This is a genomic window from Rhizobium changzhiense, from assembly GCF_013087625.1.
In the GTDB taxonomy this organism is placed as follows: domain Bacteria; phylum Pseudomonadota; class Alphaproteobacteria; order Rhizobiales; family Rhizobiaceae; genus Rhizobium; species Rhizobium sophorae.
This window is the reverse complement of the sequence record NZ_JABFCQ010000005.1, coordinates 90,618-114,171: the sequence shown is the minus strand read 5'-3', so window position 1 is coordinate 114,171 and position 23,554 is coordinate 90,618. Positions and strand designations below refer to the sequence as shown.

19 protein-coding genes and 1 pseudogene are annotated in these 23,554 nt (G+C 61.3%); 9 read left to right on the top strand and 11 right to left on the bottom strand.

Features of this window, described 5'->3' with window-relative positions; translation table 11 throughout:
* Window positions 1-26: 26 nt before the first annotated feature.
* Together G9X68_RS23435 and G9X68_RS23430 are read right to left on the bottom strand one after the other, a co-directional pair.
* Window positions 27-233: a DUF1737 domain-containing protein gene (locus G9X68_RS23435; RefSeq protein ID WP_171604726.1), complete on the bottom strand. Its 207-nt coding sequence runs from the start codon at window positions 231-233 to the stop codon at window positions 27-29.
* Window positions 233-1,153, bottom strand: a complete 921-nt coding sequence (locus G9X68_RS23430; RefSeq protein WP_171604439.1) for an HpcH/HpaI aldolase/citrate lyase family protein — start codon at window positions 1,151-1,153, stop codon at window positions 233-235. The genes G9X68_RS23435 and G9X68_RS23430 overlap by 1 nt, the downstream gene beginning before the upstream one ends.
* A gap of 139 nt (window positions 1,154-1,292) precedes the next feature.
* Between G9X68_RS23430 and G9X68_RS23425 the strand changes: the two genes are divergently transcribed.
* The 3 genes from G9X68_RS23425 to leuD all read left to right on the top strand — a co-directional run bounded on the left by G9X68_RS23425 (window position 1,293) and on the right by leuD (window position 2,816).
* On the top strand, window positions 1,293-1,526 hold the full coding sequence (locus G9X68_RS23425) for a hypothetical protein (protein WP_077977998.1): 234 nt from the start codon (window positions 1,293-1,295) through the stop codon (window positions 1,524-1,526).
* Window positions 1,527-1,654: 128 nt separating this feature from the next.
* Complete coding sequence (locus tag G9X68_RS23420) at window positions 1,655-2,074, top strand: VOC family protein (RefSeq protein ID WP_171604438.1); 420 nt, start codon at window positions 1,655-1,657, stop codon at window positions 2,072-2,074.
* Window positions 2,075-2,207: 133 nt separating this feature from the next.
* A complete protein-coding gene (gene leuD / locus G9X68_RS23415) occupies window positions 2,208-2,816 on the top strand; it encodes a 3-isopropylmalate dehydratase small subunit (protein ID WP_171604437.1) in 609 nt (202 codons plus the stop codon).
* Window positions 2,817-2,848: 32 nt separating this feature from the next.
* Here the strand turns inward: leuD and G9X68_RS23410 are convergent, their stop codons facing one another.
* Complete coding sequence (locus G9X68_RS23410) at window positions 2,849-3,808, bottom strand: pyridoxal-phosphate dependent enzyme (protein WP_171604436.1); 960 nt, start codon at window positions 3,806-3,808, stop codon at window positions 2,849-2,851.
* Between the two features lie 166 nt (window positions 3,809-3,974).
* Between G9X68_RS23410 and leuB the strand changes: the two genes are divergently transcribed.
* Both leuB and lpxE read left to right on the top strand, forming a co-directional pair.
* The gene (leuB, locus tag G9X68_RS23405) at window positions 3,975-5,087 is read left to right on the top strand and encodes a 3-isopropylmalate dehydrogenase (RefSeq protein WP_003543987.1); all 1,113 of its coding nucleotides are present in this window, start codon (window positions 3,975-3,977) and stop codon (window positions 5,085-5,087) included.
* Between the two features lie 175 nt (window positions 5,088-5,262).
* Window positions 5,263-5,997, top strand: a complete 735-nt coding sequence (gene lpxE / locus G9X68_RS23400) for a lipid A 1-phosphatase LpxE (protein WP_171604435.1) — start codon at window positions 5,263-5,265, stop codon at window positions 5,995-5,997.
* 129 nt (window positions 5,998-6,126) lie between these two features.
* Here the strand turns inward: lpxE and G9X68_RS23395 are convergent, their stop codons facing one another.
* From G9X68_RS23395 to G9X68_RS23375, 5 genes are all read right to left on the bottom strand, one after another.
* Window positions 6,127-8,013, bottom strand: a complete 1,887-nt coding sequence (locus G9X68_RS23395; protein WP_171604434.1) for an MFS transporter — start codon at window positions 8,011-8,013, stop codon at window positions 6,127-6,129.
* 248 nt (window positions 8,014-8,261) lie between these two features.
* Window positions 8,262-9,578 carry an ABC transporter permease gene (locus G9X68_RS23390; protein WP_171604433.1) on the bottom strand — a complete coding sequence of 439 codons (1,317 nt, stop codon included), beginning with the start codon at window positions 9,576-9,578 and terminating at the stop codon, window positions 8,262-8,264.
* Entirely contained in the window at window positions 9,575-10,267 is a 693-nt protein-coding gene (locus G9X68_RS23385; protein WP_171604432.1) for an ABC transporter ATP-binding protein, read from the bottom strand. Before G9X68_RS23385 ends, G9X68_RS23390 begins: the two co-directional genes overlap by 4 nt.
* Window positions 10,268-10,272: 5 nt before the next feature.
* Entirely contained in the window at window positions 10,273-10,734 is a 462-nt protein-coding gene (locus tag G9X68_RS23380) for a hypothetical protein (protein ID WP_171604431.1), read from the bottom strand.
* Between the two features lie 94 nt (window positions 10,735-10,828).
* Window positions 10,829-12,583, bottom strand: coding sequence for an alkaline phosphatase (locus G9X68_RS23375; RefSeq protein ID WP_171604430.1), 1,755 nt, complete (start codon window positions 12,581-12,583; stop codon window positions 10,829-10,831).
* Window positions 12,584-12,673: 90 nt separating this feature from the next.
* Between G9X68_RS23375 and G9X68_RS32360 the strand changes: the two are divergent.
* The 3 genes and pseudogenes from G9X68_RS32360 to G9X68_RS23365 all read left to right on the top strand — a co-directional run.
* Window positions 12,674-12,883, top strand: a pseudogene (locus G9X68_RS32360) (hypothetical protein); the annotation flags it as partial.
* Window positions 12,884-12,995: 112 nt separating this feature from the next.
* Window positions 12,996-14,030, top strand: a complete 1,035-nt coding sequence (locus G9X68_RS23370; RefSeq protein WP_012759513.1) for an aspartate-semialdehyde dehydrogenase — start codon at window positions 12,996-12,998, stop codon at window positions 14,028-14,030.
* Between the two features lie 278 nt (window positions 14,031-14,308).
* Window positions 14,309-15,130 (top strand): lytic murein transglycosylase, encoded by an 822-nt coding sequence (locus G9X68_RS23365; RefSeq protein WP_171604429.1) that lies wholly within the window; start codon window positions 14,309-14,311, stop codon window positions 15,128-15,130.
* Window positions 15,131-15,175: 45 nt separating this feature from the next.
* Here the strand turns inward: G9X68_RS23365 and G9X68_RS23360 are convergent, their stop codons facing one another.
* The 3 genes from G9X68_RS23360 to pdxY all read right to left on the bottom strand — a co-directional run bounded on the left by G9X68_RS23360 (window position 15,176) and on the right by pdxY (window position 18,480).
* Window positions 15,176-16,795: a GGDEF domain-containing protein gene (locus G9X68_RS23360; protein ID WP_171604428.1), complete on the bottom strand. Its 1,620-nt coding sequence runs from the start codon at window positions 16,793-16,795 to the stop codon at window positions 15,176-15,178.
* A 96-nt stretch (window positions 16,796-16,891) separates the two neighbouring features.
* Window positions 16,892-17,533: a carbonic anhydrase gene (locus tag G9X68_RS23355; protein ID WP_171604427.1), complete on the bottom strand. Its 642-nt coding sequence runs from the start codon at window positions 17,531-17,533 to the stop codon at window positions 16,892-16,894.
* Window positions 17,534-17,604: 71 nt separating this feature from the next.
* Window positions 17,605-18,480 carry a pyridoxal kinase PdxY gene (gene pdxY, locus G9X68_RS23350; RefSeq protein ID WP_062940004.1) on the bottom strand — a complete coding sequence of 292 codons (876 nt, stop codon included), beginning with the start codon at window positions 18,478-18,480 and terminating at the stop codon, window positions 17,605-17,607.
* Between the two features lie 276 nt (window positions 18,481-18,756).
* Here pdxY and G9X68_RS23345 point away from each other — a divergent pair, with 276 nt between their 5' ends.
* Window positions 18,757-23,532 (top strand): NAD-glutamate dehydrogenase, encoded by a 4,776-nt coding sequence (locus G9X68_RS23345; RefSeq protein WP_171604426.1) that lies wholly within the window; start codon window positions 18,757-18,759, stop codon window positions 23,530-23,532.
* Window positions 23,533-23,554 lie beyond the last annotated feature (22 nt).

Here is a 23,554-nt window from a genome sequence, read left to right as displayed (position 1 = left end):
CTAGCCCGCGCGTTCGGCAGAACGCGCTATTGCTCGGAGAGTTTCATCTCGGGATTGTAATCCTTGCCTTCGACCTGCTTGACGACGGCCTGGCCGCACTGCATCGCGCCGGTTGCGGCATTGAAGGCATAGCTCGGCGAGCCCTCCAGCGCCCAGCCCTTGTTGAGGGCGGCAGTGACCTTATGGCAGAAGGAAGCATCGTCGGGACCGGTCAGGAAGCGGTAGAGTTTCATCACATCGTCTTTCGTGCTGCAGCCTGGCGGGCTGCGATCAGGCGGGCTTTATGGACCAGACTTTCCGCTTGGACAAGATGCAGCCGCTCGACCATCCGCCCGCCTGCATTGATGACGTTCAGCCCATCGGAAGCGGGATCGGCAAAGGCTGATATGATCGCCTCCGCTTCCGCAATCGCTGCCGGATCCGGGCCGAAATGGCGGTTGGCGGGCTCGATCTGCGCAGGATGGATCAGCATCTTGCCGGCAAAGCCCATGGCCCGGCCCTGCAGACATTCGGCATCGAAACCCTGTTCGTCCCTGAAATCGTTGAAGACGCTGTCGATCGCATCGAGCCCATAGGCGCTGACCGCAAGGACGACCTGCATCAGCCACGGCACGAGATAGCTCCGCCCCGGCTGCGGCAGCACGCCGGTTTCCTTGCGCAGGTCGTTCAGCCCGACGACGAGACAATCGAGCCGCGAGCCCGGCGTGCGCCCGGCCTCGGCGATCGCCGCCACATTGAGGATGCCGCGCGGTGTCTCGATCATCGCCCAGATGCGCAGATCTTCCGGTGCATCGGCCTCGGAGAGAAGGTCACTGAGCGCCATGACATCCTGCGGTTCGTCGACCTTCGGCAGCAGCACGGCATCGGGACCAAGCGCCGTCACCAGCTCCATGTCCGCCAGGCCGAAATCGGTGGACAGACTGTTGATGCGGATGATCCGCTCCTTGCCTTGGAGCGACCGAGCCAAAAAGAAATTCCTCAGGTTTTCCCGCGCTTCCGCCTTCTTTTCCGGCGCCACGGAATCCTCGAGATCGAAGATCACCGCATCGCAATCGACCGCATGGGTTTTTTCGAGGGCGCGGGGATTGATGGCAGGCACGCTCAGCACCGAACGGCGCAGGCGGACGGAGCGGGTCATGTGGTTTCGGCTCATGGCGAATTAGTGCCAAGCTTTGACAGCCGAAGCAAGCAGCCCACCCCAGAACCTCCTACAGAACAACAAAAAGCCATGCTTGCCTTGCAGAGAGGAAAGAGAAGGACCACATTCCTTTCCGAAGAAAGGTCTCAAACCAATGCAGAACATTCGCTCCATCTTCCTCATGCTTGCCGGCGCCACCGTTTTCGTGGCCATGCTGCTTTTCACCTTCTCGGTGACGCTTGCCGTCGGCGGCATCCTGACCGTGCTCATGGTCGGACGCGCGCTTTCGATGAAGATGAAGCCCGCTCCGGTCCGCGCCAAGGCAAACAATGGCAAGCGCGAGATGCGGGTGTGGAACGACGGTCGCGGCACGATCATCGATCTCTGATCACCTTTTCGCTGAAAATTTTGGTTCGATGAAAATTTTCGGCCGGCACTGTCGGATCACGCTTCCATGCCACGTCCTTGAAGCAGCCAGGCATTCAGCCGGCGTTCAAAAACGAATGGAGGACAAGCATGGATGCGACGACAGAGAGCAACCCGACCAAGATGCCACCGGTCAAGAACGGCCTGCTGCCCTATCTGACGGTCAGCGGCGCGGTGAAAGCTGCGGAATTCTACAAGAAGGCTTTCGGCGCCGAAGAAGCCTATCGCGTGCCGGTCGACGAGAACGGCCGGACGATGCATGTGCATCTCTACATCAACGGCAGCTCCCTCATGCTGTCGGATGCCTATCCCGAATTCGGCCCCTTCAAAGGCCATGAAGGCTTCGCCATCCAGCTTATTATCGACGATATCGATTTCTGGTGGGATCGCGCGGTTTCCGCCGGCGCCGAAGTCGTCATGCCGGTCGAACTGATGTTCTGGGGCGACCGCTATGGCCAGCTTCGTGATCCGTTCGGCGTCCTCTGGGGGTTGAACGCACCGTCCAAATAACCAAACACGCACAATGGCAGGCCGCGCGAAACGTCGCGCGGCCGCCACTTTAGAAAGATTCTCCTTCATTTCGGCGAAAAACTGGACTAGATGCAAATTCAGGAAGTAGATTTGCAGAAATGGAGCATGGGTCATGGATAAATTCGTGAAGCTCACGGGCGTTGCTGCGCCCTTGCCGGTCGTCAATATCGACACCGACATGATCATTCCGAAGGATTATCTGAAGACGATCAAGCGCACCGGCCTCGGCACCGGCCTCTTCGCGGAGGCTCGTTATAACGAAGACGGTTCCGAAAACCCGGATTTCGTGCTGAACAAGCCGGCCTATCGCGATGCCAAGATCCTGGTTGCCGGCGACAATTTCGGCTGCGGCTCCTCGCGCGAGCACGCGCCCTGGGCGCTTCTGGATTTCGGCATCCGCTGCGTCATCTCGACCAGCTTCGCCGATATTTTCTACAACAACTGCTTCAAGAACGGCATCCTGCCGATCAAGGTCAGCCAGGAAGATCTCGACAAACTGATGGACGACGCCTCGCGCGGCTCCAACGCCATCCTGACCGTCGACCTCGAAACCCTCGAGATCACCGGCCCCGATGGTGGCTCGATCAAGTTCAATCTCGACGAGTTCAAGCGTCACTGCCTGCTGAACGGCCTCGACGATATCGGCCTGACGCTGGAAAAGGGCAAGGCGATCGACAGCTTCGAAAAGAAGAACGCCGCTTCGCACCCCTGGGCAGCCTGAGCCCTTCCAATCGGTTACCGATCAAGCCGGGCTTACGCCCGGCTTTTTCTTGGGTGTGGATCAAAGAAACTTTCTTTCCAGGCCCTGAGTTTTTCGAGCGACACGCCAATGCCGCCGCAGACTTCGATAAGCGGATGATCGAAGCGTTGAAGCAGCCCGGCATGCACATCGGCAACCGCAAGCGCCGCACCGCAAGCCGGCTCGACCAGAATGCGCTGCGCATCGGCAAATTTCAGGCAGGCGGCAACGGCATCGGCGTCGCTGACGACAACACTTTCGATCGGATGCTGCTTCGGCAGGTCGAAGACATGCTGCGCCACCTGCCGCGCCCCGAGCGAATTGGCAATCGAGGTAATGGCGGAAAGGGTGATACGCTCATTCGCCTTGAGGCTGGCATGAAGTGAAGCCGCCCCTTCCGTTTCGACGGCGATAACAGGTACCTCGGAGAGCCCGTTGCGCTTCAACCCCTCGACGATGCCGGCAAGCAGCCCGCCGCCGCCGACGCTGGTGACCACGCAATCGAATTTTGCCCCTTTCGCCACCACCTCGTCGATCAGCGTGGCATGGCCATCCCACAGAAGCGGATGGTCGAAGGGGTGCACATAGGTTGCCTTGCGGCTCCGGGCGAGTTCGACCGCATGGGCATTGGCCTCATCGAAAACCGAACCATGAACGAGGACATTCGCGCCCGTTGCGGCAATCGTCTGCCTTACGTCGGCCGCCGTCGTCTCCGGCACGACGATGGTGACCGGCACACCGAGCGCCCGGCCGGTATAGGCCGCCGCAATGCCGGCATTGCCGCCGGAAGCGCAGAAGATTTCGCGCGCCCCATTTTCCACCTCGTGCTGGCAAAGCCGGCCGACGCCGCGCAGCTTGAAGCTGCCGGAAGGCTGCAGCGCATCGAGCTTCAGCCAGAGCGGTTTGCCGCTGACGCTGTAGCCAGGCGCCGTCTGGAGCAAGGGCGTATCGAGGTGGAGAGGCGCGAAAAGCATAGGAACCATCCAGGATAAAGATAGGGTCACCGTTCTAATCCGTTTGCGGACGCAGGAGCAACCGTCGCGGCGAAGAGCGAAGCGTACCGATTCACTGCTTCTGTCGCTTGAAATGCCCATTTCCGGGGTCTAAGAAACCGCAACTTGTTTTTCCCAGGAGGGCTTCATGACAGCGCGCAATCTTTTCCTGCTGCCGGGTGACGGCATCGGTCCCGAGGCCATGGGCGAGGTCCGCAAGATCATCGCCTATATGAACGAGGCAATGAATGCCGGTTTCGTCACCGACGAAGGCCTTGTCGGCGGCTGCGCCTATGATGCGCATGGCGCTGCCATCTCGGAAGCCGACATGCAGAAGGCGCTTGCCGCCGATGCCGTTCTGTTCGGCGCCGTCGGCGGTCCGAAATGGGATAGCGTGCCTTACGAAGTGCGCCCGGAAGCCGGCCTGCTGCGCCTGCGAAAGGATCTGCAGCTCTTCGCAAACCTGCGCCCCGCCATCTGCTATCCGGCCCTTGCTGCGGCCTCGTCGCTGAAGCCGGAGCTGGTCGAAGGCCTCGATATCTTGATCATCCGCGAACTGACGGGCGGCGTCTATTTCGGCGAGCCGAAGGAAATCATCGACCTCGGCAACGGCCAGAAGCGCGGCATCGACACGCAGGTTTACGATACTTACGAGATCGAGCGCATCGCCGGCGTCGCCTTCGAAATGGCCCGCACGCGGCAGAATCGCGTCTGCTCCATGGAAAAGCGCAACGTCATGAAGTCGGGCGTGCTCTGGAACCAGGTGGTGACCGAGACGCACAAGGCAAAATATTCCGACGTCCAGCTCGAACACATGCTGGCCGATGCCGGCGGCATGCAGCTGGTGCGCCAGCCCAAGCAGTTCGACGTCATTGTCACCGACAATCTCTTCGGCGATATGCTCTCCGACGTTGCCGCCATGCTGACCGGCTCGCTCGGCATGCTGCCTTCGGCCTCGCTCGGCGCGCCTGACGGCAAGACCGGCAAGCGCAAGGCGCTTTACGAGCCGGTGCACGGCTCGGCCCCTGACATTGCCGGCAAGGGCATCGCCAATCCGATCGCCATGATCGCCTCCTTCGCCATGTGCCTGCGTTACTCCTTCAATCTGGTGAAGGAAGCCGACGATCTGGAAAAGGCGATCGCCAACGTGCTCGACAAGGGCATCCGCACCGGTGACATCATGGCCGATGGCGCAAGACAGGTCGGCACCGTCGAGATGGGCGATGCGATCCTCGCCGAGTTCAAGACGCTTTCCGCCTGATATTTCACGTGAAACAGTACCGGCCCTTCGCATGAGGCATGCGGAGGGCTTTTTTCTTGAGAGCGCTCGCCGGACCGGTTTGGTGGAATTATCCTAAACGGACTATTCCTAGCCACAATCTCGTGTATTTTTGCGCCGGATTTTAACGAGCGGACAAATTCGAACGGACGACGAAATGCGGGCATTTTGGGCTTCCCTGGACAGGCGCTGGCGCCGGAGCGATGCTGGCCTGCCGCCTTTGCGCTGGCAGGCCTGCCTCTTCGTCACGCTCAATGCCGTGATCCTTTCGATGCTGCTCTTCGACGCGCCGATCGGCGCCAGCGAAGTTCCCGCACCGGTGAAACACCTCGGCGAGTTGCTGACCGGTTTCGGCGATTCCGCCTGGCTGATCTACACCAGCATCCTGCTGTTCTTTCAGGGCAGGGCAGGTTACAAGCTTTTGAAGACAGCGCGTTCCAAGGCGCAAGCGCTCTATGTCAGCTGGATCGGCGCCTATCTCTTCGCCACGGTCGTTTTCTCAGGACTTCTCGCCAATCTGCTGAAGCGTGCGATCGGCAGGGCGCGTCCCGATCATTTCCATGACTACGGCATGTTTTCCTTCACGCCCTTTTCGGGCCATTCCGCTTTCGAAAGTTTCCCGTCCGGCCACTCCACCACGGTCGGCGCCTTCTTCGCCGCCTTCGCCCTCCTGTTTCCGCGCTACCGTGTTGCCTTCATCGCTTGCGCCATCTGGCTGGGCATGACGCGCGTCATGGTCGGCGCCCATTATCCGAGCGACGTCATCGCCGGCCTTGCCTTCGGCGGCTGGTTCTCGCTGCTGACGGCGATTGTCTTTGCCCGCTGCGGCTTGCTCTTCACGTTGGCGCCGGATGGCTGGCCGCTCTCGAAGCGCCTGTTTCGCACTGCATAATTCCAGCAATTCAAAATGTTACAGCGTCCTTGCGCGTCCGAAAAGACGCGCGGCTGTAATATGGAAAAGCCCGGCGCCTTGTGAGCGCCGGGCCTTTTTCTCAAGCAGGGATTGGCCTCAATCGGCCGCTTAATCCATGGCGTGGATATCCCTGTTCTTCGTTTCCGGCAGGAAGATCAGGCCGATCACCAGCGTGATCGTCGCAAAGACGATCGGGTACCAGAGACCGTAGTAGATATCGCCTGCGGCAGCGCTCATCGCGAAGGCTGTCGCCGGCAGCAGGCCGCCAAACCAGCCGTTGCCGATGTGATAGGGCAGCGACATGCCGGTATAGCGGATACGGGTCGGGAAAAGCTCGACCAGCAGAGCGGCGATCGGGCCGTAGACCATCGTCACATAGAGGACGAGGACGAACAGCACGGCGATCGTACCGATCCAGTTGACGCGGGCGGGATCGGCGGTCATGGCGAAGGTACCGCCATTGGCGATGTTGTAGACCGCCATGTCGGTGACGCCATTGGCCTCATCCGCCGTCAGCAGCTTGCCTTCGACCAGCTTCGCCGCCGGCATGGTTTCCTTCTCGCCGGCGCGCACGGTATCGGCGTTGAGCGCCAGTTCAGGATTGGCGGCGATGAAGGCATCGAGCTTGGCATCCGGCACCTTGACGGCGCCGCGGTTCAGCGGGTAGCCGGCACCTTGGAGCGCGATGTTGACGCCCTTTTCAAAGGCCGCCGTCATGCCCTTGGCCTTGTCGCCGGCAGCGACGACGTCGAAGCTTGGGATCGTCGCGTTGCCGACCTTCACCGTTGCCGGCTGTCCGGCAGGACCGGGCACGACATCGTAGGGCACCGAGTTCCTCGTCAGGAACGCCGTTGCCACGTCGCAGGAGCTGGTGAACTTTGCCGTGCCGGTCGGGTTGAACTGGAACCTGCAATCGGCCGGATCAGCCGTCACCGTTGCCCGAATCGAAGCCTGCGCTTCGGCAAGCGCCGGGTTCGCCGTCCAGGTCATCGCCTTGAATAGCGGATTATAGGTCACCGCTGCGATGAGAAGGCCTGCCATGATGATCGGCTTGCGGCCGATCTTGTCGGAGAGGCCGCCGAAGATGACGAAGAACGGCGTGCCGAGGAGAAGTGCGATGGCGACCATGACATTGGCCGAGAACAGGTCCACCTTCAGCACGTTCTGCAGGAAGAACAGTGCATAGAACTGGCCGCCGTACCAGACGACCGCCTGGCCCATGGTGGCGCCGAGCAGCGCGATGATCGCGATCTTGGCATTTTTCCATGTCCCGAAGGCTTCGGTCAGCGGCGCCTTGGAGCCCTTGCCTTCCGCCTTCATCCGCTGGAACGCCGGCGATTCGTTCATCTTCAGGCGGATCCAGACGGAAATGCCGAGCAGGACGAACGAGAGCAGGAACGGAATGCGCCAGCCCCAGGCGGCGAACTCAGCCGCACCCATCAGATATTGAACAAAGACGATGACGATCAGCGACAGGAACAGGCCGAGCGTCGCCGTCGTCTGGATCCATGAGGTGAAGTAGCCGCGGCGTCCGTTCGGCGCATGTTCGGCGACATAGGTTGCCGCACCGCCATATTCACCGCCCAGTGCCAGACCCTGGAGCAGGCGAAGCGCGATCAGGATGATCGGGGCTGCGATACCGATGGTGGCGGCACCCGGCAGGATGCCGACGAGGAAGGTCGACAGACCCATGATCATGATCGTCACCAGGAAGGTGTATTTACGGCCGACGAGATCGCCGAGACGGCCGAACACCAGCGCGCCGAAAGGGCGGACCAGGAAGCCGGCGGCAAAGGCGAGCAGCGTGAAGATGTTACGCGTTGCCTCGGGATATTGGGTGAAATAGGTCGCGCCGATATAGGTGGCGAGCGAACCATAGAGATAGAAATCGTACCATTCGAAAACGGTGCCGAGCGACGAGGCGAAGATGACCTTCTTCTCCTCGCCGGTCATCGGAGCGGCCTTCGCGCCGTCGATGCTTGCGACATTTGCCATTGTCTGTCCTCCACAGAGTGATGATCAACGCGCGCGACCTACTTTCCTCAAAGCATACCCCTGGCCGCGACACGCCTGACGGGAGTGTGCCAGAAACGACAGATCAAAAAGAGAGAGGCTTTCGGATTATGACTTTAGTCTAATAATGGCGCCCGGTTCTCACGCACATCAGCCCCGCCGCCGCCCGTGAGGATTTCGCTGCCGGAGGTTTGGAAGCAGGTATCACTGCGGTTTGCGACGTGGACCCGTTACGCTCTCAGCGCCTGCGCCGGCGATTGCCGGTAGGCGAGCACTGCCGGCAGCGCGGCAAGAATTGTGGCAAAGGCAAGCAGCACCGCTGCAAGCGCGGTATCTTCACGGGCGAAGCCGACCGGCATGGTGATCCCGCTCGTCTGCGAGAACATATTGGACAAAGTGAGGGCCGCGGCATAACCGAGCGCGAATCCGAGTGCGATGCCGACCGCGACCAGGAAAAAGAATTCCAGCCAGACGATGCCGAAAATCGCGCCGCGCGGGGCGCCGAAGGCCCTGAGTGCGCCGATCTGACGGCGGCGCTGGCCGATATGGATGACCGTGACCAGCACCAGCGAGGCTGCGACGAGAGCTTGCGCGCCGGAGGCGACCGCGACGAGGATCTGCTTGGCGTCGCCGAGCGTGGCGTAGAGATTGGTCAGCACCTCGCCCGGAAAGACGGCGACGGTATCACCGCTGCGATAGTCCTGCCGCAGCTTGTAGGCATCGGCGATCGTTTTTGGCTTGACGAGAATGGCGGGAAGGCCGGGAGCGCCCGCAGTCCAGCTCTCATCAAGCGCGGCATCCGGATCAGCTTCCCCGTGATGCTCATGCCCATCGTGATCAGCGCCGGCTTTCTCATGCTCATGACCATGTTCAGCGCTAGCCGTGCCGGACGCCACTTTATGATCGTGCTCGGCTTCGGCACCATCCTCCAAATGCTTTTCCGCCTCCATGCCATGGATGTGCCAGACGGCCTGGATCGGAACGAGAATGGCCCGATCCCAGGCGGTGCCGGTCGGCCGCAAGCGGCCGGCGATACGATAGATGAGCTCGGTATGGGTCTCGCCGCCCTCGTCCAGCGACCCGTGCATCGGCTTGATCTCGGCGCCGAGCGACAGCTTGACAGCGGCGCCGATCACGGCTTCGCCCTCGCGCCCGAAAATCTTGCCTTCGGCCAGACCGCCGGACAGGTTCTGCGCCAGCATGGTCGTCGTGCCGATGATCGGATAGCCGGAGAAGGAATCGCCGAAGCCGATCGGAGCTGCCCAATCGACCCGTGGATCCGCGGCAAGCCTGCCCAGCACTTCGCCCGGCATGAGCGGCAAAGGCGAGGGCTGCAGGAAGACGGAGGACAGCACGAGCTGCGTCTCGCTGCCGCCGGCGCCGATGACAAGATCGAACTTGTCGGCAGCGCGTGCGCTGCCGAGACGAAGCGCCCGCTCCTGCAGGACGACGGAAACGCCGAGCGCGGTCGCAAGCGCCACCAGCAGCACGACCACCAGCGATCCCGCCCAGAGGCGACGAAGATCGGAAAGGATGAAGCGGATCATGCAGCTTCTCCTGCCGTTGCCGCGGAATCTTCGCTGATCCGGCCGGAACCGAAGGTGATGCGCCGATCGAGGCGGCTGGCCAAGCGCTGGTCGTGTGAAACGACGATCAGCGTGCTGCCTTCGGCCATGGCCAGATCGAGGATGAGATCGCCGACCGCCTCGCCGCTTTCGGCATCGAGGCTTGCGGTTGGCTCGTCGGCGATGATGACGCCGGGCTTGCGCAGCAGCGCCCGGCCGATCGCCACGCGCTGCATCTCGCCGCGCGACATGGTTTCGATCTTCTGGCCCGGACGGGAAAGACCGACGGTGCTCAAAAGCGAATGCGCCCGCTCGATGACATCATCCGTGGCGGCGCCGGCAAGACGCGCCGGCAGCAGCACGTTTTCCAGCGCCGACAGGCCGGGGAAGAGATGGAACTCCTGCATAACCAGGCCGATATTGGCGGCACGGAATCGGTCGCGCCGGCTTTCTGAAAAATTCGCGATATCCTCGCCGTTCCAGCGGATGCGGCCTTGGCGTGTCCGCTCCAGCCCGGCAACGATATTGACGAAGGTGCTTTTGCCGGAACCGGAAGCGCCTGTAATGGCGACCCTGCTGCCGGCATCGATCGACAGGCGGCCGATCGCAAGGGCCGGCGAGGACAGGCCCCGGAAGGCAACGGAAAGGTTTTCGATATCAAGAGCGAGCATATCGTTCAGGCAGCGGAATATTCGGCTTGGCGGAGGCGCAGCAGGCTGACGAAGCCGGTGTCCGGGTCCGTCCAGGAACCGTATTCCAGCGTGCCGCGCACTTCTATCGTCTGGCGCGGCTGCACGAAGGTCTGCTTCTCGCCGAGATAGACGACGACGATATTATCCGGCCAATCCGCATCCGAGGAGCAGAAGGGGCAGAGCGACATCGGCACCTCGGTGAGCACGAAGAACTGGGCCTCGGCCTTCAATGGCGGCGCCATGAAACCTTTCATGGCGACGTCGTTGCCGGCAAGGCGCTTCACCTTGTCGGAAAATTCGAGGCCGAGCACGCCGAACTTGCCGTAAAGTTCATCGAACGCAAGCGAAGAATCGGCAGCGCGAACGAGGGAAGCGGTGAAGGGAAGCACCATGGCGGCGCCGATCAGCTGGCGGCGGCTGAGATGCAGCGAAGGGAGCTTTTCCATGGCGATCTCCAAGAATGAAGTCCCGGCCGCTGAACGGCCGGGACCATGATCGGTGAAAGGGGCAAGGCCGGCAAGCGGCCTTGCCGGATTCAGATCAGTTCGTCTGCTTGGCGCCGAGAGCGAAGGTGTGGGCAAGCACGCGATAGACGTCGCTCTGTTCCATGTAACCATGGAACTCTTCCGAACCCGGGCCCGCCGACTGCAGGACGACGTCGTCGACCGCATGGACGCCACTTTCGCTGCTCTTCGGAAGATTGCCCTGAACGAAGACCGCGCCGGGAACATCCTTATACTGCTCGTTGGCGACATATTCCTTCTTTTCGTTCTGGACAGCAGGAACGAACGGACCGTCGAGCTTCGGACGGAAGGTCTCGTAGTGATCGGGGCCGTTATTGGCGCTCAGGAACAGCCGGCGGCTGACGTCGACCTTATCGGGATAGCCGTCGCCGTTTTCGTCCTTGTAGTTCGGGAAGCCAGCCTCGGCATAGGTCCCGACCTTTTCGCGCATTTCCGTGCCGGGCTTCTCATCATCGACGGTACCGATGATCGATACGCCGTGGGTGTGGTCGCCGGTGACGACGATCAGCGTATCAGGATGGGCCTTCTGGAACTCGCGGGCAACACCGATCGCCTTGTCGAATTCGATGGTGTCGATGACCGCACGATCCCAATCGAGTGGATGCGACATCTTGTCGATGGAGGAGCCTTCGACCATCAGAAAGAAACCCTCCGGATTCTTCGAGAGGCGATCGAGCGCAACCTTGGTCATATCAACGAGGCCCGGCTGGTTCGGGAACTTATCGACCGTGCCCTTCTTCAGGAACTCTCGATCGAGCGTGACGTCCATGTTGCCGGTGTGGAAGAGACCGAGGAGATTGCCTTCAGCCGAGGCATTGGCGGCGAGCTCGTTCTTATCGGTCGCCAGCTTATAGCCGGCATCCTGGAACAGCTTGATGTAATCCTGGTTATCCTTGCGCTTCGAACCGGCAACCTCCTTGCCGAGGAAATAGGCCGAACCGCCGCCAAGGATAACTTCCGGCTTCACCTCAAGCAGCATGCCGACGATGTCGGCCTTGTCGTTGCGGCTGCGGGTATGGGAAACGACCGCAGCTGGCGTCGCGTCCTCGACTTCGGAGGTCGCGACGATACCGATCGACTTCTTGGTCGTGCGGCGAACGGCTTCCCCAAAGGTTTCGACCCGCGGATCATCGAGCGGAGCCGGCGTACGGTCCGCATAAACGCCGAGTGCGTTGACGGCCGTCTTATGGCCCGTCATGAAGGCCGACATGGTGTTGGCCGAGTCGGTGGCAACCGCATTCGTCGCCGACGTGCCGATGAAAGCCATGCGATCGAGGTCGTCCATGTTCAGCCGGCCATTGGCCTTCCCTTCGGTCATGCCCTTGGACATGATGCGGGCGGCGGTGCGGTGCGCAACGGAAAGCCCATCACCCAAGAGGAAGATGATGTTCTTGGCCTTCGGCTGAGCCGCGGTTTCGTAGACGTTCCAGGTAACGGACTTCGTTTCGTCGCCGGCAGCGACCTCGACCTTATAGGCGCCGGGAGCGGAAATCTTCAGGCCGCGCAACAAGAGAGCGGAGCCGAGCGCCTTGTCTTCCTTGCCCTTTTCCAGCTCGACGAACTGCGCCTCGCCGCCGAGAACGGTCTTATAGTCCTGGCCGTTGACGGTAATCTTCACGTCTTCGGGCTTGACCTGCTTGTTGAGCTCGACCTTGAAATCGAACGGCGAGCCGGCAAGAATCGTGGCGCGATCGAGCGGATAGACCGTCGTCGCCTGAGCGGCGCCCGCAAGGATGGTGGTGGCCGCAAAGGCGGCGAGAAGCGTACGCATGGAAAACCCCCGTTTTCGTTGCAGACATTGATAACCGCGCCGGGATACCTCCCGAGGATGACAGCGGCATGACAAAACGTCGCAGCATGGCGGCCGCCGCTCTCGCCTGCCGGCTCTGAGCGCAAAAACCTTGACTCCTGTAGAAAACCTTCTAAGAGCAACAGCGGAAAAGGAATCTCCATGGTTCGCGACGAACACGCCATTGCCGAATGCAATGACCGGGCACGGGTTGCCGGGGTGGACATTGCCGTTCCGGTTTCTGCCAAAACCAAGGCCAAAACGACGACGAAAACCGTCTGACGTCTCTGGCCTGCCGCTCTCTCCCCGGCTCGGCTGGGGACAGGAAGACGCGATCCGTCGCGCCTTTCCCCCTCACCGGACAAGAGGAGAGAAGAGAAAGAGAGCTTGAGAAATGGGTTTCAAAGTAGCAGTTGCGGGAGCGACCGGAAATGTCGGCCGGGAGATGCTCAACATCCTCTCCGAGCGAGGCTTCCCCGCCGATGAGGTCGTGGCACTCGCCTCCTCGCGTTCGCAGGGCACCGAGGTTTCCTACGGTGACCGGACGCTGAAAGTCTCCAATCTGGAGAATTACGATTTCTCCGATACCGACATCTGCCTGATGTCGGCCGGCGGCGAGGTCTCCAAGAAGTTCTCGCCGAAGATCGGCCAGCAGGGCTGCATCGTCATCGACAATTCCTCGGCCTGGCGCTACGACGCCGACGTGCCGCTGATCGTGCCGGAAGTGAACCCGGATGCCATCAGCCAGTTCACCAAGCGCAACATCATCGCCAATCCGAATTGCTCGACCGCCCAGCTGGTGGTGGCGTTGAAGCCGCTGCACGATTTTGCCAAGATCAAGCGCGTCGTCATCTCGACCTACCAGTCGGTCTCCGGCGCCGGCAAGGACGGCATGGACGAGCTCTTCAACCAGACGCGCGCCGTCTTCGTCGCCGATCCGATCGAGAACAAGAAGTTCACCAAGCGTATTGCCTTCAATGTCATCCCGCACATCGACGTTTTCATGGAGGACGGCTACACCAAGGAAGAGTGGAAGGTGCTGGCCGAGACGAAGAAGATGCTCGACCCGAAGATCAAGGTGACCTGCACGGCGGTGCGCGTGCCGGTTTTCATCGGTCATTCGGAATCGGTCAACATCGAATTCGAAAACGAGATCACCGCCGACCAGGCCCGCGACATCCTGCGCGATGCACCGGGCTGCCTCGTCATCGACAAGCGCGAGGATGGCGGCTACATCACGCCTTATGAATCCGCCGGCGAGGATGCGACCTACATTTCGCGCATCCGCGAGGATGCGACGGTCGAAAACGGCCTCAACATCTGGGTGGTCTCCGACAATCTGCGCAAGGGCGCTGCGTTGAACGCCATCCAGATCGCCGAGCTGCTCGTCAATCGTGGTCTCGTCAAGCCGCGCAAGCAGGCCGCCTGATACCATTTGTAAACCATAATATGCTAAAGCCCTGCTGCTGATGAAGGCAGGGCTTTTTGCCGAATTGTGGACGCTTCTGTCCATAGGCGCTTGCTGAAAAAGGTGACCGTGACAAGATCGCCTTCGGCTGGCATTCTGCCCGGCATCAAGCCAAAGCATGCCGTCCAAAACCGTGCAGCGGTTCGGGACAGCGACATGAACAGAACGAAGACTTTGAGCGCGTCGCATGGCCCCGATCGGCCGCGGCGCGCTTCAGTAGATCGGAAGCGGGGTTTCTCATGCGCATGACAACATTCTTTCTGGCGGCTTTGACGGCGGCGGGCGTCCTCCAGGCGCTGCCGGCAGCGGCCCAGGGCGCTCAATGCGGCAATAATAGCAGCGGTTTCGGTGCATGGGTCGCCGACTTCAAGCAGGAAGCGGCGGCAAACGGCGTCAGCCGCTCGGTCCTCGACCGCGCCTTCGCCAACGTCAATTACAACAGGCCGACGATTGCCGCCGACCGTGGCCAGAAGAGCTTCAAGCTCTCCTTCGACGCTTTCATGCAGAAGCGCGGCGGTGCCGCGATCATCTCCCGCGGCCGCAGCATGAAGGCCGCCAATCAGGCGCTTTTTGCCTCGATCGAGCGCCGTTTCGGCGTTCCGGCCGGCCCGCTAATTGCGATCTGGGGCATGGAGACCGGTTTCGGCAGCTATATGGGCAACCAGCATACGCTGTCGGCTGTTTCGACCCTCGCCTATGACTGCCGTCGTTCGCAATATTTCACCGACCAGCTCTATGCAGCACTCCAGCTCGTCTCCGAGGGTTATCTGAGCCCGCAGGCCAAGGGCGCTGCCCATGGTGAAATCGGCCAGACGCAGTTTCTGCCGCGCAATGTGGTGCGCTTCGGCGCCGACGGCGACGGCAACGGCCGCGTCGACATGGTCGGTTCCCGCGCCGATGCACTGGCCTCGACGGCGAATTTCCTCAAGGGCCACGGCTGGCGCGCCGGCGCCGGCTATCAGCCGGGAGAGCCGAATTTCGTTGCCATCCAGGGCTGGAACGCCGCCAGCGTCTACCAGCAGGCTATCGCCTATATCGGTCAGCAGATCGACGGCAGATAGGCCCGATAAAATACGCGAAAACGCCGCTGCGATATGCGGCGTTTTTCATATGCGGGAATCAAAGCCGCCGCCGGACGCCGCCTTGCGTCGCTCCTCCTGCACCGGGGCCGGCAGGATTGGTCCCGAGACGACGCAATTGCGGCCGGAGGCCTTGGCGGCGTAAAGCGCCAGGTCGGCGCGCTTGACCAGATCCTCGAAGTTCCGGTTGGTGGCTTCATTTGCCCGTCCGGCGCATCCGAAACTCGCCGTCACCTTGAGAACATCGCCGCTCGGCAGGGGGATTTCCGCCGCCTCGATCGCCAGCCGCACACGCTCGGCAACGATTGCGGCATCGTCAGGCGTCGAATCCGGCAGAAGCGCCAGGAACTCCTCGCCGCCATGGCGCACCAGCAGATCGAAGGAACGAAAATTCTCACGCGCGACCCCCGCGACATGCCGGAGCACGGCATCGCCGGCGTCATGCCCGTGAACGTCGTTGGTCTTCTTGAAGTGATCGAGGTCGAAGAGCACGACGGAAATCCAGCGTGATCCGTGTTCGGCCTGTGTGAGAAGTGCGGATGCGGCGACCTCGAAGCCGCGCCTATTGTAAAGGCCGGTCAGAAGATCGGTCTGGGCGGCGCTGCGCAACTCGCCCACCAGCGTCTCCCGATCCTGGGTCAACCGGTCGATCAGGCGCAGACCCTTTGCCGCCAGCAGCAGCACCAATGTGGCGAGAATCAGCAGGCCGGCACACAGAGCCAGAATCCGCGTCAGGTGTATGTGCGAGCGCGTCGAAAGGTTTTCGCCGGTCTCGTGAATATCCTGTGCGGCCTCGATCATCTTCTGCTGCAGGAAGCTCATGCGCTCGCTCTGCGCGGCGGCCCAGACGTCATGCACGGCGCGTGTCGGCCGCGATCCGGCGAGAATGGCATCGGTGATCGCATCCGCCTTCACCTGGCTGCTGCGGCCGAGATAAGCAACGATGTGGCGCACGACCGGCGCGGAGGAATGGAAAACCATGTGATCCATGCCCTCGCCGAGCATGACCTTGCCCTGCACGAAGAGCTCCACCGGCAATCTGGCGGAAGCCCCTTGGTCGAGATAACGGGTGCCGATCCCGGTGATCAGCCTTTCGCCGTAATAGGTCAGCAGGATGCCCATCAGCTGGTTGGATTTCTCAAGCAGCACCGGATCGCTGATCAGCGGCGAAAGCGCATCGACGACGGCAAGCTGCTTGAGAGCCGCATACCAGTAGATGGAACCGGGATCGCTGCCGGTATAACGGCCCTGGTCGACGGCGCTGCGCGCCGCGACGATGCGGCTATAGGCAAGGCTGAGAATCGATAATTCGCCGACGAGACCCTCGTCGAGCGCATCGCGGGAGGGCAGGCTGGCGTAAAAAGCGCGGCGTTCGCGATCGAGCGTCACCCGGCTTTGCTGCATGTCGATGGCAGTCCTGCTGCTGGGATGTGCAAGGTAGCGGCGGGTCGCGCCAATTTCGGTCAGAATCTCCGTGGCGGCGATCGACCCGCCACGGGCAAGCACGTCGGCGAACTGCCGGTCCTTTTCGAGGTTCCAGTATTGATTGACCGAAGAACGTATGACGACGACGCCTTCAATGAGCATGAAGACGAAGGGCAGCATGATGGCGGCCAGGATAACCCTTTTGATGGTTTCGAACTTCATCGCCAATCGCCACGGTGATCAAAACGTCGGTCGTGCGCGACCAATTGACGGCAAGCTTAACAACAATCCTTAAAAAACTGATAAACTGGCATGTCCCTAAATTTCGGGACGAATGAAGTCGCGTGTCTCGGCGTCCATGACCCAGAGTTCACCGGTCGAAATGTCGAACCAGGCGCCGTGGAGATGAAGCTTTCCCGCTTCCTCGAGCGCCTTGATGTCGGGAAAGCTTCTGAGATTGGTGATCGAATTGCGGATGGAGACACGCTCCAGCGCCGTCTGCCGCTCTGCAGCCGTCATCACGTCGTTGCTCTGGATCTGCTCGGCGGCGGGTTTGACCAGCGACATCCAGCGGCCGATGAAATCGCCGGGCGACAATGGCTCGGCATTTGGATCGAGTGCTGAGCGGATGCCGCCGCAGCGGCCATGGCCCATCACGACGATATCCGAGACCTTCAGCACCTGCACGGCAAATTCGAGTGCGGCCGAGGTCGAATGAAAGTGACCGTCCGGCTCGTAGGGCGGCACCATGTTGGCGACGTTGCGGATGACGAACAATTCGCCTGGGCCGGCATCGAAGATCAGCTCCGGTGCCGCGCGAGAATCCGAACAGGCAATGACAAGCGTATGGGGACTCTGACCGTTTTCGGCAAGCTGCCGGTACCTGTCGCGGGCGTCGGCATAACGCCCGTTCATAAAGTTGCGATAGCCGTCCAGAAGGGGATTTGGAAAACGCTGCATGCTTCTGGATTAGCGCGCGCCGAAGACAAGATCAACTGCTGCACCGCAAAATGAACATATTGGCAGATGCGTCATTTTTTTCGCCGCTGCGCCGGGTGCACGAGCCGGCGCATCTGCACCATGGCCATCGGCGTCGAAAGGCTGGAAGCATCACTTGCCAGCATCAACTCGTTGCTGCCGCGCTTGACGGCACGCGCAAGCACCTCGAAGACGCTGGCGGTGGCAAGCTGCAGCGCCTTTTCGTCCTCGATCCCGGAAAGCAGGCGCGACAGGAAGACGGCGGCGATGAGGTCACCGAGACCATTCGGCGGGTTGTCGACGACGCGATGCTCCGCAAGAAGCGCGTGACGGCCGGAAAGATAGAGATTGCCGGTGCCACCCGCCATCATCGGCACCGCCGAAGTGACGAGCATGCGCGATGGTCCGAGCGCGAGCGCCGCCTCCATGATCGCACTGTTGTCTTCGAGGGCTGCCCCCGAAAGCCATGCGAGCTCGTAGCGGTTCGGCGTCGCGAGCGAGGCGAGCGGAATGAGATGATCGCGAATGGCCTCAGCGGTCGCTTCCGGCACGTAAAGGCCGCCGAGATCGCCCATGACCGGATCGCAGACATAGAGCAGCTCGGGATTGTTTTGTCTCAGCGCACCGATCAGCCGGGCGACGGAGCGCGCCTGGGCGGCATTGCCGAAATAGCCTGAAAGCACAGCCTTGACTTCGCCGATCCAGGGCGCGCGGATCAGATCGTCGATTGCCGCATCGAAATCCGTTTCCGCAAAAGTCAGCCGCGTCGAGCGGCCGTGGCCGGGATGCCAGGGCAGCACGATGGTCGGCAGGGCCCAGACCGGATGACCGAGCGTCTCCAGCGCAAAGACGGCTGCCCGGTTTCCGACCGAGCCCCGCACCACATGGCTGGAAATGACGATGACTGCGCCCGCTGCATTTTCCGACATGATATCCAAAATCCGAATGATGACCGCGTTTGATGATCTTTTTGACGCCACGCTGTCAACCATTCTTCATGCGGGCGTGGAAATGTTCGGCAGTACGAAAAACCGGAAGACGGGACTTTCGCTTTCGCTTGGCGAAGAAAGCGGAAAATTTCTTAGAATTTCTCTTTTCCAGCGCCAAAAAAGCGTCAAAACAATCCTTCGGACCTCTCTTTTAGAGATTTTTTCGAAGAATCTTCTGCTAGCTTGCAAAAAATCAGACATTGAGGGAGGCGATCCATGGCTGCCAGAAACAATCCGAAACGGGAAAAGCAGATCGAAAGCGCGCGCAAGATCGCCAAGGCGACAGGCGAGGCGCATCTCGATCCGGAAATTCTCTTCGGCCGGGCAAGCAATGACGATCTCGAACTCTATACGCCGGAAATGCTGGCGCTCTCCGCCGTGCATTCGGCAAAGGAACTTGCTGCCTGGAACGGCAAGGCGCCCCGCGTCAGCATCGACACGATTGCCGATGTGACGCCTGATGGCATCGCCGTCTCGGTGCTTTCAGTCACCGACCAGAACATGCCTTTTCTGTTTGAATCGGTCATGGGCGAAGTGACGAGCACCTATCGCGACCTGTTCATGGCCGTGCATCCCATCCTGGTCATGGAAAAGGGCAAGGCGCCGGCGATGTATTCCGCCGATCACCCGAGCGATCCGGCCAACCGCGTCAGCCATATCCAGCTTCATATTGCCCCCCTCAATTCTGCCCAGGCGGCCGATCTCGTCAAACGCATCGAAAAAGTCCTCGAACAGGTTCGCCTGTCGGTTTCCGACTGGAAGCCGATGCTTTCCAAGATCGACGGAGTGATCGCCGAGCTTGCGGCCAATGGCGCCAGCCGGAAGAAGGCCGATCGCGACGAAGCCGTCGCTTTCCTGACCTGGCTGCGCGATGAGAATTTCACTTTCCTTGGCATGCGGGAATATGTCTATTCCGGCAAGGGGACCGATGCCAAGGTCGAACGCGACAAGGGTGCAGGCCTCGGCATCCTCTCCAATCCCGATGTTCTGGTGCTGCGCACCGGCAAGGACGCCGTAACGACGACGCCTGAGATCCTCGCCTTCCTCGACGGCCCCGACTTCCTGATCGTCACCAAGGCGAATGTGAAATCGATCGTCCATCGCCGGGCCTATATGGATTATGTCGGCGTCAAGCGCTTCGACGCTGAGGGTAACGTCACCGGCGAGCTGCGCATCGTCGGCCTTTTCACCTCGACCGCCTATACCTCGCTCGCCTCGGAAATCCCGCTGCTGCGTTCCAAGATCGAGAAGGTGAAGGAACATTTCGGCTTCGACCCGATGAGCCATTCCGGCCGTATGCTCGACAACACCCTGGAATCTTATCCGCGCGACGATCTTTTCCAGATCGACACGACGCTGCTTGCAAGTTTTGCCGAACAGATCAACGACTTGGCTGATCGGCCGCGCGTCCGCGTCCTGCCGCGCATCGACCATTTCGACCGTTTCGTCTCGGTGATCGTCTACGTGCCGCGCGAGGAGTATGACTCGATCGTCCGCGAACGGATCGGTACCTATCTGAAGACTGTCTATGACGGCCGTGTTTCCGCCTATTACCCGGCCTTCCCGGAAGGCGGCGTGGCGCGCGTGCATTTCATCATCGGCCGCTCGGGCGGCAAGACGCCGCGCATTCCGCAGGCAAAGCTCGAGCAGGTGATCCGCGAGATCACGGCCCGCTGGGACGACCGTTTCGAGGCGCTGGCCGGGGCCAAGGCCCCGAAGATATCCGTCGACCAAGCCTTCCAGGATTCCTTCACACCGGAGGAAACCGTGGCCGACCTCGCCGATATCGGTGCCTGCGCCGCCGGCGAACCGCTGCGCATCCAGTTCTACCATCGTCAGGAAGAACAGGGCCGCATCCTTTCCTTGAAGATTTTCCACGCCGGCGGCCAGCTGGCGCTGTCGCGCCGCGTGCCGCTTCTCGAGAATCTCGGCTTCAACGTCGTCAGTGAACGCACTTTCGACATCGGGGTGCCGGCCGCCGATGGAGAAAAGAAACTCGTCGTGCTGCACGACATGGAGCTCGAGGCCCGCAATGGCGGCGAAATCGATCTGCAGCGTTACGGCGCCGCCCTCGAGGAAGGCTTCGTTGCCGCCTTCGCCGGCACGATCGACAATGACAGCTTCAACCGGCTGATCCTTTCGGCCGGGCTCTCGGCGCGCGAGACGAATGTGCTACGCGCCTACGCGCGTTATCTCCGTCAGGCCGGCATCGCCTATTCGCAGGATTATATCGCCACGACGCTCGACAAATATCCCGGTGTCGCCGCTGCTATCTTTCGTCTCTTCCATGACACGCTCGACACCAGGCTTACGGAGAAGGCCCGCGTCAAGAAGCTTGCCGAACTGCACCAGGCGATCGAGGCCGAGCTTGCCGACGTGCCGAGCCTCGACGACGACCGTATCCTGCGCCGCTACGTCAACATCGTCGATGCGACGCTGCGCACCAATTATTTCCAGAAGAACCCGGACGGCTCGCCGAAACCGATGCTGGCCTTCAAGCTCGATCCGCACCTGGTCGATGGGCTGCCGGAACCGAAGCCCTTCCGCGAGATGTTCGTCTATGGCGTCGAGGTGGAAGGCGTGCATCTGCGTTTCGGCAAGGTGGCGCGCGGCGGCCTGCGCTGGTCGGATCGCGCCGAGGATTACCGCACCGAGGTGCTCGGCCTCGTCAAGGCGCAGCAGGTCAAGAACGCCGTCATCGTGCCGGTCGGCGCCAAGGGCGGCTTCTATCCGAAGAAGCTCCCCGTCGGCGGCAGCCGCGACGAGATCTTCAATGCCGGCCGCGAGGCTTACAAGACCTATATCCGCACACTGCTTTCGATCACCGACAATATAGCGGGCGCCGACATCGTCCCGCCGAAGGATACCGTCAGGCTCGACGGTGACGATCCCTATTTCGTCGTCGCCGCCGACAAGGGCACCGCGACCTTTTCCGACACCGCCAATGCACTTGCGCAGGAAGCCGGCTTCTGGCTGGACGATGCCTTTGCCTCCGGCGGCTCGGCCGGTTACGACCACAAGAAGATGGGCATCACCGCCCGCGGCGCCTGGGAAACCGCGAAACGCCATTTCCGGGAAATGGACATCGACATCCAGACGACACCCTTCACCGTCGCCGGCGTCGGCGACATGTCGGGCGACGTTTTCGGCAACGGCATGCTGCTCTCTCCGAAGATCCGGCTCATTGCCGCCTTCGATCACCGCGACATCATCATCGATCCCGACCCCGATATGGAAAAGACGCTGACTGAGCGCCAGCGGCTCTTCGACCTGCCGCGTTCAAGCTGGCAGGACTTCGATAAGAGCGTGCTGTCGAAGGGTGCAATGATCATTTCGCGCGCAGCGAAATCGGTCACGCTGACGCCGGAAGCGGTTGCCGCGATCGGCATCGACAAGGCCGTGGCCACGCCCTTCGAGATCATGACGGCGATCCTGAAGAGCCCGGTCGACCTGCTCTGGTTCGGCGGCATCGGCACCTATGTGAAAGCGCCGTCCGAAACCGACGCCGAAGTCGGCGACCGCGCCAACGACCCGATCCGCATCACCGCGGTTGAGGTGCGCGCCAAGGTGATCGGCGAAGGCGCAAACCTCGGCGTCACCCAGAAGGGCCGCATCGCCTATGGCCTCAAGGGGGGGCGCTGCAATTCCGACGCCATCGACAACTCGGCCGGTGTCAACACCTCGGACGTCGAGGTCAATATCAAGATCGCGCTGGCAGCCGCCATGCATGACGGGCGCCTGACGCGTGCAAAACGCGACCAGCTTCTTTCGTCGATGACCGGCGAAGTCGCGACCCTGGTGCTGCGCAACAACTACCTGCAGTCGCTGGCGATCTCGCTGACGGAACGCAAGGGTACGGCAAACGGCCTGGAACTTGCGCGCTTCATGACGGTTCTGGAGGGCGCCAAGCAGCTGAATCGCAAGGTCGAGACGCTGCCAGATGACCAGACCCTGGCGGAGCGCTATGCGGCCGGCAAGCCGCTGACCCGGCCGGAAATCGGCGTGCTGGTGTCCTATGCCAAGATCGTGCTCTTCGATGCGCTCGCCGCAAGCGATCTGCCGGACGATCCCTATTTCATCGCGACGCTGTCGAATTATTTCCCCGTCAAGATGCAGAAGTCGAACGCCGGCGATATCGCCGGCCACCGGCTGAAGCGTGAAATCATCGCGACCGTGCTTGCCAACGAGGCGATCAACCGCGGCGGGCCGAGCTTCACCGTCGCCATGATGGACGCAACGGCGGCTTCGGCACCGGAAGTGGTGCGCGCCGCAATCGTCGCTAGAGACGGTTTCGACCTGACCAGCCTCTGGGCCGGGACGGACGCCCTGGACGGCAAGATATCAGGCGAGATGCAGAACCGCATCTACGAGGAGATCAGCCACAGCTTTGTCGTGCTAACGCGCCTGCTGCTGAAAACGGGCATGACCAAGGCCGATATGGCGGAAGTGATTAGCCGGCTGCAGGCAGCCCTGAAGAAGCTGAAAACCGCCTTCGCCGGACAGGTGGCCAGCGAGGTCGCCGTGCGCCAGGCAGAGTATAAACAGGCGGGCCTGCCCGAAAAACTCGCGGCCGAGATCGCCAGCCTCCCGATCTTCGCACTGGTGCCGGAGATCATGCAGATCGCCGAGCGCACCGGCGAACCTCTGGTGCGCGCCGCCGAGAACTACATCGCCGTGTCGCAGACCTTCCGTATCGGCAGGCTGCTGGCGGCGGGCGGCCGGATCCTCACCTCAGACCATTACGAGAATCTGGCGCTTGCCCGCAGCATCGACCAGATCGCCAGCGCAAGGCGCGACATCGTCATCTCGGCCCTTTCCGATCACGGCAAGGAAAAGCTTCCCGTTCAAGCCTGGCATGCACAGGATCGTATCCGCATCAACCGTATCCTCGAGGAGCTTTCAAGCCTCAGCGATGGCGGCGATCCCAATCTCGCGCGTATTACCGTTGCTGCAGGTATCCTGACCGATCTTGCGCGCGACCGGGTGAGGTGAGACAGTCCGCGTCAAAACAAGG